The following is a 13,602-nucleotide window of genomic DNA, read 5'->3' on the forward strand; positions in this document are numbered from 1 at the left end:
AGGCGATCTTTCCCGGGGCATGGATGCATGGGCACACTCGCCCGGACGCATTCGGCCGACCGACCCGGTCGGACCCCGCACCCGGGAGGACCGTTGGACAGCTCTGACGTCGCGGAGAACCCTGACGCCGCCAGATCCACCGCAGAGGACCCGGAGGCCGCGAACCACCGGGCCGCCGCCCACCCCGAAGTCTCCAGGCGCCGTTTCCTGCAGACCACGGCGGCCACCGCGGCCACCGCCGCCGCGACCGCCACCTGGCCGGGCACCGCGGCCGCCGCACCGAGGCAGGTCCCGTACACCTTCACCGCCGCCACCAACGGCGCCGCCACCCTCTCCCCCGCCGGCGGCGCCCTCATCGCCGAAGTGCAGGGCATGCTCTGGTCGTTACCCCGCGGCGGCGGCAGCGCGAAGCCGCTCACGACGGCGGATCTCGAACCCACCCGGCCGGTGTACGCACCCGACGGGCGGACCCTCGCCGTCTGCGCGTACCGCGACGGCGGCTTCCACATCTGGACCCTGCGCCCCGACGGCTCGGCGCTGACCCGGCGCACCGACGGCCCCTGGGACGACCGGGGCCCGGCCTGGTCGCCCGACGGCACCCGGCTCGCCTTCGCCTCGGAGCGCGGCGGCGATCCGGTGAAGGGCAGCCCCTACCGGATCTGGGTGCTCGACCTCGCCTCCGGTGAGCTGACCCGACTCACCGGAGTGCCGGGCCAGGACGGGCCCCATCAGGGCGGCGCCTGGGAGGACTTCGACCCGGCCTTCTCCGCGGACGGTGAGCAGGTGCTGTTCGTCCGCGCCCGCGTGCTGCCCGCCGGCGCCGGTCTCGACGCCCGCACGGTCGCCGCCGTGCGGGCCGACGGCACCGGGCCCGTCACCGAGGTGTACGCCGAGCGGCGGACGGGCTCCCAGCTGCTCGCCCCCGCCGTGTCCCCGGCCGGACGGATCGCGGTACTGCGCACCACGCCCGCACCGGGCGGCTCGTGCACCCTCGTGGTGGACGGCGAGGACATGCCCGTGCCCGGCGACGTGCATCCGGTGCCGCCGCGCTGGGTCTCGCGCGAGGAGCTGCTGCTCACCGTCGACGGCGGGTTCCGGCTCGTACGGCCCGAAACCCCCGACGCGTACGAGGAGTTGGAGTTCCGCGGCGGGCTCTCGGTCGACCGGCCGCGCTATCGCGTCAAGCGCTACGACCTGGACGCGGGCGGCGAGCGCCCGGTGCGCGCCGTGCATCTGCCCGCGCTCTCCCCCGACGGGCGCCAGGTCGCCTTCGCGGCGCTCAACTCCCTGTGGCTGGCGGATACTTCGGGCGGCCGCCCACCACGGCGGATCGTGCGCTCGGCGGCCACCCGCTACCCCCTCGCGCCCAGCTGGGCCCGGGACGGACGGTCACTGGTGTACGCCGACGACCGGGACGGACTGCACGCAGTGCGCCGCCGCGACCTCGCGTCGGGCAAGGAGACGGTGCTGGTGTCCGGGGGCCGGGTGCACCCCGCGCTCTCGCCGGACGGGCGGCGTCTCGCCAGCCTCGACATGGCGTACAACCTCATGGTCCTCGACCTCGCCACCGGCCAGGAGCGCAAGGTGGCCGCGGTGCTCGGCGCGGGCGGTGCGCCGGGGCGGCCCAGCTGGTCACCGGACGGGCGCCATGTGGCCCTGTGCGATCTGGCCAGGATCAACCAGCGCTTCCGCGAGGGCTACAACGCCCTGCGGATCGTCGACACCCGGGACGGCTCATCGCGGCTGCACACCGTCGCACCGCACCAGTCGGTTTCCGACCGCTACGACAGCGGCCCGGTGTGGTCGCCCGACGGCCGTCACTTCGCGTTGATCGTCGAGTCCGCCCTCTGGGTCCTGCCCGTCCGCCCCGACGGCACCCCGGACGGGCCGCCACGCCGGCTGACCGACGAGGCCGCCGATCACCCCTCCTGGTCCGGGGACGGCCGGCGCATCCTGTACGTGTCGGCGGGCCGGCTGCGGATCGTCGACATCGCGGACGGCAGGACCCGCACCGTGCGCGTGCCCTTCGACTACCGGCGGCCCGTGCCCGCGGACACCGTGGTGCATGCCGGGCGGCTGTGGGACGGCACCGGCGGCGACGACTCGGTCCGTGAGGACGTCGACCTGGTGGTGCGCGGCGGGCGGATCGCCGCCGTCGAACCGCACCGGCCGGGGCGGGCCGCCGAGCGCCGGGTCGACGCGTCCGCGCACACCGTCCTTCCGGGCCTGTGGGATGCGCACACGCACCCTTGGCAGGCGACGTACGGCGGGCGGCAGACGGCGCTGCAGCTGGCGTACGGCATCACCACGGCAGTGTCGTTCGGCGGGTTCGCCTACGAGCAGGCGCGGCTGCGCGAAGCGGTGGCATCGGGAGAGCTGGCCGGGCCCCGGCTGCTCGCGACGGGTGAACTCCTCGACGGGGCACGGCCGTCGTACAGCATGGGCCGGGCGCACGCCACTCGTGCGGGCCTGCGCCGCTCGCTGCGGCGTGCCGCCGCGCTCGACTGGGACTTCGTCAAGACGTATGTACGCGCCCCGGGCTGGGTGATGCGCGAGGCCGCGCGGTTCGCGCACGAGGAACTCGGGGTGCGTGCGGGCAGCCATCTGCTCTCTCCCGGCATGCAGTACGGCCAGGACCTGACGACCCATCTGCAGGCTACGCAGCGCCAGGAGTTCGGGCGTTCCATGTCCGCCGCGGGCCGCTCGGGCCAGGATGTCACGGAGATCTACACGCACGGCGGGTTCCATCTGGTGGCCACCCCCTTCACGGCCGGGCCGCTGGTCGGGGCCGACCCGGCGCTGGTGCGGGATCCGCGCGTCACCCGTCTGATGCCGCCCTGGGACACCGCCACACTGCGGGAGGCGGCGGGCAAGCCGCCCAGTGAGGCCCAACTGACCACCCTGGAACGGGAGGTGGGCACCTACCGGCGGATTCTGGACGGCGGCGGCCTCGTCGCTCTGGGCACGGACCAGCCGCTGGTGGCGGTGGGCCTGCATCTGCATCTGGCGCTGCGGGCCCTGCACCGCTTCGGCCTCTCCCCCGCCCAGGCGCTGCGCACGGCGACGGCGCTGCCCGCGCGGGTGTTCGGCGCGGAGCGGGATCTGGGCACCCTGGAGCCGGGCAAGTGCGCCGACCTCGTGGTGGTGGACGGCGACCCGTTCAGCGACTTCGCCACGCTGGTGCGGACGGTGTCGGTGCTGCGCGGTGGAGTGCCGTTCGACCAGCGGGAGTTGGTGGCGTCCTTCCCCGCTCCGGCGTCGGCGGGGCCGGCCGAGGAGGAGTCCGGGCACTGGCACGAGGTCGGCCGCAGGCTGCGTGCCGGAAGCTGCTGCGACACCGGGCACTGACGGGCTCGCGGACCGCGTGCCGGGCCTCTCCGTACCCTCGTCGGAGCGGGCCCGGCTCGGCGGTCTGCGGCTTCACCAACAGGTCATGAGCGGAATTTGGACTTCGGTCACCTCGGGGGAAAGATCTCGCCGCACACGTCACAGCAATCACATGTGCATCGTGCGCACCCCGCCGTATCCCACCCCCATCGTGCGCATCATGTGCCCCTGAGGGAGATACCCATGTCCATACCCCACGCCCGCTCCGTGCTGCCCCGCCGCCGCGGCTTAGCGGCGACCGCCGGTGCCCTGTTCGCCTCCGTCCTGCTGCTCACGGGCTGCGGTCCCACCGAGAACACGGGAGCGGGGCAGGACAAGAACGCGGACGAGTCGAACGCCGCCCAGGCGCAGGTGCTCGGCAAGGTGCCGATGGCGGAGGTGCCCGAGATGGCCGGCGCCATGGGCATGTGGGCCACCGAGCGGAACTTCGTGAAGGCCGATCTGAAGCAGATCACCGGCTATCCGCCGCAGGGCGGCAAGGCGCAGTGGCGGGTGCCGCTGTCCGGTGAGATCTGCTGGTCGTCCCAGACACCCACCGACGACGGCCTGGTGGCCGTGCTCTTCCAGAACGACAAGGACGACCCGGCGGTCTGCACGGAGGTCGGCCTGGTCGACATCAACAAGGGCAAGCTGCTGTGGCAGCGGCAGGGCAAGGACGCCGACGGCTACGAGCAGACCTTCGACGAGGTGACCATCGGCGGCGGCACCGTCGCTGCGGCGGGGACCAGTGCGAGCGCCGGCTGGAGCGTCGACGGAAAGCCGCTGTGGCGCCCCGTGGACGAGCGCTGCCCCGACCGGGGCTACGCCGGTGACGCCGCGAAGCTGGTCGCGGTGCGGGACTGCGGCGACACCGACAACCCGCGCCTGGACGTGCGCTCTGTCGATCCCCGTACGCGTGCGGTGAAGTCGTCGTTCGCGCTGCCGCGCGGCACCGAGTACGCCCATGTGGCGTCCACCGATCCGCTGGTGGTGGCCGTCGACGACGGTGACGCCCCGGGCGGCTCGGGCATCTCGGGGTTCCTGTCGATCGACGACAGCACGGCGAAGGGCCGGCTGCTGAGCCGGATCAGCGCCAAGGGCGGCAAGCACGGCAAGTACGAGGCCGAGTGTCCCTCCAGCGAGGTGTCGGGCTGCGCGCAGCTCGCGGTCAGCAAGAAGGCGGGTGCGCTCTATCTGGGCACGACCGAGCCGGCTGACGCCAGTTCGGATGCGGAGAACGACGTCGTGGCGTTCAGCCTGAAGACGGGCAAGCGGATCGGCGGGGCACAGGGCGTCGACGGGGGCCGGCTGCTGCCGTTCGGGCTCGACGCCGACGGCAGGGTCCTGGCGTACCAGGAGAGCAACATCATGTCGGAGGAGGGCGGCGCGGTCTGGAGCGTCGACCCGGGCACCGGCAAGAAGAGCAAGCTGCTGCAGAACCCTTCGGCCAGCTACGAGATGGAGTCGCGGTTCGAGTCGGACCGGCGCGTGCTGTACTCCGGTGAGCGGCTCTACATGGGTGCGGACAACGTCACCGAGCCGTCCGAGGTCTACAAGAAGCCGCAGCCGCTGGCCGTGGTGTTCGGCGCGAAGTAGGCGGCGGGGTGGAGCCAGGGTCGTCCTGGCTCCACCCCGTGGTGCGGGTACCCCATGGCGGGGGTGGGTCACTGGAGCTGTGCGTCACTCACTGGAACTGTGCGAAGAACCTCCAGATCTCTGCCTTGGTCCAGGTGAGGACGCCGCTTTCGTTGGGTGATCCGTCGACCGGGCCGGGTATGTGGCCGCCGTCGAACGCGGCCCATTGGACCGGGTACCCGGCACGGCAGCCCGAGTAGGCGGTGGTGATGTGCGTGCGGCTGCCGGGCGCGGGCTCGCGCGGACTCTGGGCGGTGCAGCCGTTGTTGGCGACGAACTTGTCGCGCAGGGACCGTCCTTGCGCGATGTTGAGGACGGAATCGCTGATGCCGTGGATTCCGAAGTACGCGGTGGGCTGGGTGCCGCCGCTGCATCCGCTGATCTGGGCGCCGGAGATGACCGCGACGGCCCTGAAGTCGTTCGGCCGGGCGCATGCGAGGGCGTAGCTCATGCCGCCGCCCCAGCTGAACCCCGTGGCGAAACGCTGTGCCGGGTTGACGCAGAGGCCGCCCTCTATGCGCCGGATCATGTCATCGACGAAGGTGACGTCCTCACCTCCCGAATTGGCCCAGCCATTGCCCAGGCCCTGGGGAGCGACGAGTATCGCGCTGTTGCCCGACTGTTCCTGCTGGCCGTAGTAGGACCAGGCGTTCCCACTCGTTCCACCCGAGGCGACGTCGCCGGCGGTACCGCCCCGCCAGTGGAACGCGAAGATGAGCCGGTAGCGGTGGGCGTTGTCGTAGTTGTCGGGAACCCTGAGTATGAAGCTGCGGCTCTTGCCGCCGCTCTGAATCGTGTGCGTGCCGCTCGTCAGCGTGGGGGCGCTGCCGCATGCGCCGCCGCCGGACGACAGCTTGATCAGCTGCCATTGCTGGTTGGCGCCGCCCCAGTCGGTGTACTGCACGACGTTGCCGCCGTCGGCGGTGGAGGCGCCCTGCACCTCCACGGCCTTGCCGCTGTTGCGGTTGATCAGCCGGACGTGGTCCGTGTCGGAGTCGGCCAGGCGGAACTGCTGGTTGGCCCCGTTGTGGTCGGCCCACTGCTGGATCGCGGCACCGTCGGCGGTCGAGACGCCGGCCACGTCGAGGACCTTGCCCGAATGCCGGGCCTTGAGCCGGTAGAAGCCGCCTCCGGAATCCACGAACTGCCACTGCTGGTTGGCTCCGTCGTTGCGCGTCCACTGGGTGACCCGCGCGCCGTCGGCGGTGGACGCGTCACGGACGTCGAGTGCCTTGCCGCTGTTGCGGTTGACCAGGACGTACCAGGCGTTGGTGTCCACCGTCGCCGCCTCGGCGGGCGCCGCGGTCAAGGCGACGAGCAGGCCGGCCGCGAGGGCGGCCGCCACCGTGGCGGTGAACCTGGACCACCAGCGGTGTCTTCGTGGAGGGGCGGCGGAAGCCGCACCGTTGGTCTTCATCGATGCACCCCTTCGTCGGTGACCGACCGCGTCAAGTGCGGGTCCAGCGCTGGTTGCTGCCGTTCCAGCAGGAGTAGAGCTGGATCAGGGTGCCGTTGGCGGTGCCGGCTGCGGCGGCGTCGAGGCAGAGGCCGGACTGGACGCCGACGATGGAGCCATCGGAGTTGAGCCGCCACTTCTGGTTGTCGCCGCCCCAGCAGCTGTAGATCTGGACCTTGGCACCGTTGCCGGTGCCTGCGGCGTCCAGACACTTGTTGCCGTAGACCCTGAGCTCACCCGCCGCGGTCTGGACCCACTGCTGGTTGGTGCCGCTGTTGCAGTCCCACAGCTGGACCTGCGTGCCGTCGGTGGTGCTTGAGTTGGGCACATCCAGGCAGCGGCCGGAAGCAACACCCTTGATCTGCCCGGAATCCGAAGGAGGCGGAGTCGAGCCGCCGTTGAGTGCGTTGAGCACGGCGGTGTAGGCGGGCTTCTTGCTGCCGTCGCCGTTGAACAGCAGCGGCGAGTGCTCCGGGCGCCAGGAGTCGCTGTCGCGGACACCCCAGACGGTGATGCCGAGGCAGCGCGGGACGGCCAGGCAGTCGTTGGTCACGGCGGCGTAGGTCGAGGCCGGGGCTCGCTGGATGTCGAGTTCGGTGATGGCCACGTCGACGCCGAGTGCAGCGAAGTTCTGCAGGGTGGTACGGAAGTTGCTGTTGTAGGGGCTGCCGTCGTTGAAGTGCGACTGGAAGCCCACGCAGTCGATCGGCACGCCGCGCTGCTTGAAGTCGCGGACCATGTTGTACATGGCCTGGGTCTTGGCCCAGGTCCAGTTCTCGACGTTGTAGTCGTTGTAGCAGAGCTTGGCGGCCGGGTCGGCGGCGCGCGCGGTGCGGAAGGCGACCTCGATCCAGTCGTTGCCGGTGCGCTGCAGGTTGGAGTCGCGCCGGGCACCCGAACTGCCGTCGGCGAACGCCTCGTTCACGACGTCCCACTGGACGATCTTGCCCTTGTAGTGGCCCATCACGCCGTTGATGTGGCCGATCATCGCCTGGCGCAGATCGCTGCCGCTGAGGTTCTGCATCCAGCCGGGCTGCTGGGAGTGCCAGGCCAGGGTGTGGCCGCGCACCTGCTTGCCGTTCTGCACCGCCCAGTTGTAGACGCGGTCACCGGCGGTGAAGTTGAACTGGCCCCGCTGGGGCTCGGTGGCGTCGACCTTCATCTCGTTCTCGGCCGTCACCGAGTTGAACTCGCGGTTCGCGATCGTCGTGTACGCCGAGTCGCCCAGTCTGCCCGAGGCGATGGCGGCGCCGAAGTAGCGGCCGCTCTGGGCCGCCGCGGCGCCGAGGGTGCTCTCGGCGGCGTGGGCGGCCGGTGGCGCGACCAGGGTGACGACCGCACCGAGGACACCGGCGATCAGTGCCGTCAGCAGTCCGCGGGTCTTTCTGCGGACCGCGGGTGGGGGTAAGGCATGCGGGCCCATGAAGGTGCCTCCAGGGTTGAGATCAGGGAAGGACTGAAGCGCAGCAGAATGCGTCGGCCGACGAATCCGTACCGCAAACTTTCGGGGAGTTTCCGGTCGACGTGACGCTCTGTCAAGTCCCTGGGAATGGCGGCTTCTTAGGGTTGAAGCGTCGACAGGCCTTGACCTGGGAACCCCGTGTTCCTAGCTTGTGGCGGCAACGAGTTCGAGAGATTTCCGAAAATTTTCGAGCCGGAAAAGAGGTCTTCCGATGTGGTTACGTCATCCGTCCCTGACCCACTTGAGACGCCTGCTCGCCGTCCTCGCGCCACTGCTGCTCCTGGCCACCTTCCTCGGCGCCCAGCCCGCCGCCGCGGCGACCGTCGACCCCAACGCCTGGTATGTGCTGGTCAATCGGAACAGCGGCAAGGCCCTTGACGTCTACAACCTGGCGACCAACGACGGCGCCCGGATCACCCAGTGGAGCAGGAACGACCAGAACCAGCAGCAGTGGCAGTTCGTCGACTCCGGAGGCGGTTACTACCGCATCAAGTCCCGCCACTCCGGCAAGGTGCTCGACGTCCACAACTTCTCCACCGCGAACGGCGGCTCGGTCGTCCAGTGGGCCGACCTGAACGGCACCAACCAGCAGTGGCGCCTTGCCGACAGCGCGGACGGCCACGTGAGGTTCATCGCGCGCCACAGCAACAAGGCCCTCGAAGTACAGGGCGCCTCCACCGCCGACAACGCGAACGTCGTCCAGTACGACGACTGGGGCGGCGCCAACCAGCAGTGGCAGCTCGTCAAGGTCGGCGGCGCCGACCCAGGTCCGTGCGATCTTCCGTCGACGTACCGCTGGACATCGACGGGCGCACTGGCGCAGCCCAAGCCGGGGTGGGTCTCGCTCAAGGACTTCACCGTCGTCCCCCACAACGGCAAGCAGCTCGTCTACGCGACGACGCACGACACGGGGACCAAGTGGGGGTCGATGAACTTCAGCCCGTTCACCAACTGGTCGGAGATGGCCTCGGCCGGCCAGAACACGATGTCGTCCTCCACCGTCGCGCCCACGCTCTTCTACTTCGCGCCGAAGAACATCTGGGTGCTCGCCTATCAGTGGGGCGGGACCGCCTTCTCCTACCGGACGTCGAGCGACCCGACCAACCCGAACGGCTGGTCAGCACAGCAGGTGCTCTCCACCGCCGCCATCAGCGGCTCCGGGACGGGACCCATCGACCAGACGCTCATCGCCGACGGGACGAACATGTACCTGTTCTTCGCCGGTGACAACGGCAAGATCTACCGGCAGAGCATGCCGATCGGGAACTTCCCGGGCAGCTTCGGCTCGTCGTACACGACGATCATGAGCGACACCACGAACAACCTGTTCGAAGCCCCGCAGGTCTACAAGCTCCAGGGCCAGAACCGCTACCTCATGATCGTCGAGGCGATCGGCTCGCAGGGCCGCTACTTCCGTTCGTTCACGGCCACCGGTCTCAACGGCACTTGGACGCCCCAGGCCGCGACCGAGAGCAATCCCTTCGCCGGCAAAGCCAACAGCGGCGCCACCTGGACCAATGACATCAGCCACGGTGAACTGATCCGCACGAGCCCCGATCAGACCATGACCGTCGATCCCTGCAATCTGCAGTTGCTCTACCAGGGACGCAGCCCCAACTCCGGAGGTGACTACGGCCTGCTGCCCTATCGTCCGGGGCTGCTGACACTGCAGCGCTGACGACGCGGTCACGCGACAGCTACAGCTACAGCAGCTGCTTGACGTTGTCCCCGAACGTCCATCCCTTCGAGCCGTCCCAGTTGATCGACCAGGTCATCAGGCCCTTCAGGGCGCCGTTGTAGTGCCGCCAGGCCTGGGCGACCAGGCTGGGGGACATATGGCCGCCGCCCGCACCCGGCTGTGCGGGCAGGCCGGGGGCCTGTTTGTCGTAGGGGACCCTGATGGTGGTGCCCTGGATGACCAGGCCCTTGTTCAGGCAGTCGGTCTGGGCGATGAAGCCCTGGACGGTGCCCGCGGAGTACGAGTCGCCGGAGCAGCCGTACATGGAGCCGTTGTAGTACTGCATGTTGAGCCACCACAGGCGGCCGTTGTCGGCGTACTTCTTCACGATGGGCAGATAGGCGCCCCAGATTGAGCCGTAGGTGACACTGCCGCCGGTCACATAGGCGGTCTCGGGGGCCATGGTCAGGCCGAAGCCCGCCGGCATCCGCGCCAGGACGCCGTCGATGATGCGCACCAGGTTGGCCTGGGACGCGGAGAGTTGGTTGATGTTTCCGCTGCCGACGAGTCCGGTCTCGATGTCGATGTCGATCCCGTCGAAGTTGTACTTCTGCAGGATCGGCACGATGGTCGCGACGAAGCGGTCGGCCACCGCGGGCGAGTTCAGGTCGATACCGGCCGCGGCCCCGCCGATGGACATCAGGATCGTGGCCCCGGCCGCCTTGGCGGCGCACATCTCGGCCGGGGTCGCGACCTTCACCGTGTTGTCCATGCCGTCCTCCCACAGGACGGTGCCGTCCGAACGGATCACCGGGAAGGCGGCGTTGATGACGTTGTAGCCGTGTTCCTTGATCCGGGAGTCGGTGATGGGGGTCCAGCCGAACGGCGGGTGCACGCCGTTGGCCGCACCGTCCCAGTTCTCCCAGTAGCCCTGCAGCACCTTGCCGACGGGCTTCGGCTTCACGGCACACACGTCGGCGGCGCGCGAGGTGTCCGCGCTGCTCGGCGCGTCGGGGACCGCGGCGGCGGGGAGTTGCGCCGCGAAGACGACGGCCAGAGCGGCGCCGAGGACGCGCAGGGTCCGAGCGGGCATGGGGGTGCTCCCTTCCGGCCGGACGCGGCATCGACAGGGGGTTCAAGTGCCGCACGGCGCTGGAGAGTTGGGGGCGAGCACCGTCAACGTAAGTTGGTCCAGACCTTTCGTCAAGATGCTCGGGACCCCGTGCCCCCTAGCCCGGTGAGCCGACCGCGCACACCTTGATGGGCTTGGCGCCGGCCGGGTCCAGGGCGTTGCGCACCAGGTGCCAGACGTTGGGGTCGTACGCCTCACCGATGTGCCCGACCGGGTCCAGCGGGCAGAAGTCCTGCACGTACTGGTTGGTGACTCCGTCCTCGCGTACGAACGATGTCTCCGACGGGGTCACGATCTCGTCGTAGCGCGAGGTGATGACGGTGTAGTCGATGCCCGGCTGCGCGACGGGCCCGTCGTTGAGCGCCTTGATCGCGGGGCCGCCGGGGAACTCGTCGGAGAGGACCGGGATGCCGAGCGTGGCGACGATCTTGTCGAGGGTGCCGCGGCCCAGCACCTTGTCGCCCAGTTTCACCAGGCCCGCGGCGTCGGTGCCGTGGGTGGGCGGCGCGATGGCCACGACCCTTTTGATGTGCGCCTGGATGTTCTGCATCTTCGCCAGGTACAGCGCCTGCAGCCCGCCCTCGGAGTGGCCGACGACGCTGACCTGTGCGGCGCCGGTCTCCTCGCGGACCTTCTCCACGTACTCCTTGACCTCGATGTTGGACTCGGCCACCGGCTTCAGGCCGCCCACGAGCGGGAATTGGGGATATTCGCCGTAGGTGGTGGCGAAGGTGCAGTAGCCGCGCGCCGCGAGGTCGGCCTGCAGGAAGTTGATGTCCTCGTACCAGGTGGCGAAGGTGCCGTGCAGCAGGACCACCGGCTCGGGGTGGGCCTGGCTGGGGCGGCAGGAGAAGTCGTTGATGCCGCCGCCACCCGTCGCGCCGGTGACGGTCCCGGCGCCTTGGCCGCCCGCTGTTCCGGCTGCCTGCGCGGGTATCGCGGCGGTCAGCGCGAGCGTCAGGGCCAGGCCCGTCCGCGCGAGCCATCTCTTCGTGCTGCGGGCCTTGGGGTTCGTGCTGCGGGCCTTGGGAGCGGTACGGGCCGTGGGTGCCTTGCGCGCCATGGGGGTCCCTTTTCTTCGGGGGCGTCGGCCGCGGCTTGGGCCGGGCGGTTGGTACGGGCGCACAGAATGCTCCGCGGAGCCGACCCCTGTCCCCTGGCGGTACGCGCAGAAAGCTTCCCCTCGCGTTTGTGCACGGTGACAATGCCCCGATGGAAGAGCCGCCTGGAGCCCCGCCGCCGGTGCGCGCCGCACTGGCCGCGCTGCTGCCGCGTACCGGCGAGATGGCCGCGGCGGCCGTCGCACAGTGCGCCGCCGAGATTCCCGCCTACCGGGTACTGCCAGCCGGTGTCCTGGAGGGCGACCTGGTGGCCAACACCAAGGCCGTCCTCGATCTGTTCCTCGCGACCGCCGCCGAGGACCGGCTGCCGACCGCGCAGGAACTCGCCCCGCCCGTCGCGTGGGGTGCCGAGCGCGCCCGTGACGGGGTACCGCTGCAGGCCGTGCTGCAGATCTATCCGCTCGGCGCCCGTGCGGCCTGGCTGGCCGCGGCGGCCGAACCGGGCGTCGACGCACGGCTGTTGGTGACGCGGATGCTCGGCTTCCTCGCCGAGGTCATGCCGCGCGTCGCCGAGGCCTATCTGCGCGAGCGCCAGCATCTGGACTGGGAGCAGCGCGAGGACCGCCAGAGCCTGGCCGCCGCGCTGCTCGCGGGCCGTCCGGCGCACCGTATCGCCGAGCGGCACGGCCGCACCCTCGCCGACTCCCACGACCTCGTCGTGTTCCGCCTGCCGCGGCCGTCCGCCCCGACCGGATCCGGAGCACAGCCCGCTTCCGGCGCCTCGACGGCTTCCAACGCCCCGCCCGGCCCCGGAGCCCCGGCGACTTCCAGTGCCCCGACCAGACCCGGAGCCCCGGCGACTTCCAGTGCCCCGACCAGACCCGGAGCCCCGGCGACTTCCAGTGCCCCGACCAGACCCGGCACCCCTCCCGGATCCGGCGCCCCGACCAGACCCGGATCCCCGGCGACTTCCAGTGCCCCGACCAGACCCGGAGCCCCGGCGACTTCCGGTGCCCCGACCAGACCCGGAGCCCCGGCGACTTCCAGTGCCCCGACCAGACCCGGCACCCCTCCCGGATCCGGCGCCCCCACGGCTACCGGTGCCTCAACCGGATCCGGTAACCCGACCGTCTCCACTCCCCCGCCGCTCTCCACTCCCCCGCCGCTCTCCTCGCCCACGGCCGTGTTCCGCGCCCTGCACGCCGAACTCGACTGCTACCCAGGGGTTTTGGCCGCCCTGGAGGACGGCGGCGGCGTCCTGCTGCTGCCGCTCGGCGACGAGGTCACGGAGGTGGCCGACGCCCGGCTCCTCGACCGGCTGCACGCCGCCACGGGCCTGCGCTGCACCGCGGCGGCCGCCACCGCCCGCACCCACGCGGACATACCCGCCGCCCACGCCGAAGCGCTCGAACTGCTCACTCTGGCCGAGCGGTTGCGCCGCCCGCCCGGGTTGCATCGCCTTGCCGACCTCGCCGTGGAGTACCAGCTCGCACAGCCAGGGCCCGCACGTGGGGCGCTGGCCCGCACCCTGGAGCCGCTGCGGGAGCACCCCCATCTCCTGGACACGCTGCGCGCCTACCTGGCCTGCGGCCAGCACCGCGGACAGGCCGCGCACGCCCTCACCGTGCACCGGAACACCCTGACCTACCGCCTGGGCCGCATCCAGGTCCTCACCGGCCACGACCCCACTCACCCGGACGACATCCGGCGCCTGGCGGCCGCGATGACGGCGTACGACATCGAAAGCAGTGCGGAGTGACAGCGGCGGCCGGTGACGAGAAGGAGGGAGGGAGGGAGGGAGGACGGAAGCTG

At 70.7% G+C, this 13,602-nt stretch carries 8 protein-coding genes; 4 read left to right on the plus strand and 4 right to left on the minus strand.

Annotation, left to right across the window (positions count from 1 at the left end; all coding sequences use genetic code 11):
* Positions 1-27: 27 nt before the first annotated feature.
* A complete protein-coding gene (locus ACFQVC_RS09320) occupies positions 28-3,348 on the plus strand; it encodes an amidohydrolase family protein (protein WP_381828811.1) in 3,321 nt (1,106 codons plus the stop codon).
* Between the two features lie 222 nt (positions 3,349-3,570).
* A complete protein-coding gene (locus ACFQVC_RS09325; protein WP_381828813.1) occupies positions 3,571-4,962 on the plus strand; it encodes a hypothetical protein in 1,392 nt (463 codons plus the stop codon).
* An 88-nt stretch (positions 4,963-5,050) separates the two neighbouring features.
* Here ACFQVC_RS09325 and ACFQVC_RS09330 read toward each other — a convergent pair whose 3' ends face one another.
* Both ACFQVC_RS09330 and ACFQVC_RS09335 read right to left on the minus strand, forming a co-directional pair.
* Complete coding sequence (locus tag ACFQVC_RS09330; protein ID WP_381828815.1) at positions 5,051-6,418, minus strand: RICIN domain-containing protein; 1,368 nt, start codon at positions 6,416-6,418, stop codon at positions 5,051-5,053.
* A 31-nt stretch (positions 6,419-6,449) separates the two neighbouring features.
* Positions 6,450-7,880 (minus strand): endo-1,4-beta-xylanase, encoded by a 1,431-nt coding sequence (locus ACFQVC_RS09335; RefSeq protein ID WP_381828817.1) that lies wholly within the window; start codon positions 7,878-7,880, stop codon positions 6,450-6,452.
* A 250-nt stretch (positions 7,881-8,130) separates the two neighbouring features.
* On the opposite strand from ACFQVC_RS09335, the gene ACFQVC_RS09340 reads away from it, so the two are divergent.
* Positions 8,131-9,597, plus strand: a complete 1,467-nt coding sequence (locus tag ACFQVC_RS09340; protein WP_381828819.1) for a non-reducing end alpha-L-arabinofuranosidase family hydrolase — start codon at positions 8,131-8,133, stop codon at positions 9,595-9,597.
* 25 nt (positions 9,598-9,622) lie between these two features.
* On the opposite strand, the gene ACFQVC_RS09345 is transcribed toward ACFQVC_RS09340, so the two are convergent.
* Together ACFQVC_RS09345 and ACFQVC_RS09350 are read right to left on the minus strand one after the other, a co-directional pair.
* A complete protein-coding gene (locus ACFQVC_RS09345) occupies positions 9,623-10,690 on the minus strand; it encodes a chitinase (protein ID WP_381828821.1) in 1,068 nt (355 codons plus the stop codon).
* Positions 10,691-10,826: 136 nt separating this feature from the next.
* A complete protein-coding gene (locus ACFQVC_RS09350; RefSeq protein ID WP_381828823.1) occupies positions 10,827-11,792 on the minus strand; it encodes an esterase/lipase family protein in 966 nt (321 codons plus the stop codon).
* Positions 11,793-11,941: 149 nt separating this feature from the next.
* On the opposite strand from ACFQVC_RS09350, the gene ACFQVC_RS09355 reads away from it, so the two are divergent.
* Complete coding sequence (locus ACFQVC_RS09355) at positions 11,942-13,549, plus strand: PucR family transcriptional regulator (protein ID WP_381828825.1); 1,608 nt, start codon at positions 11,942-11,944, stop codon at positions 13,547-13,549.
* The last annotated feature ends 53 nt before the right edge of the window (positions 13,550-13,602 follow it).

Origin of the sequence: Streptomyces monticola, from assembly GCF_042665355.1 — a bacterium.
Lineage (GTDB): Bacteria > Actinomycetota > Actinomycetes > Streptomycetales > Streptomycetaceae > Streptomyces > Streptomyces monticola.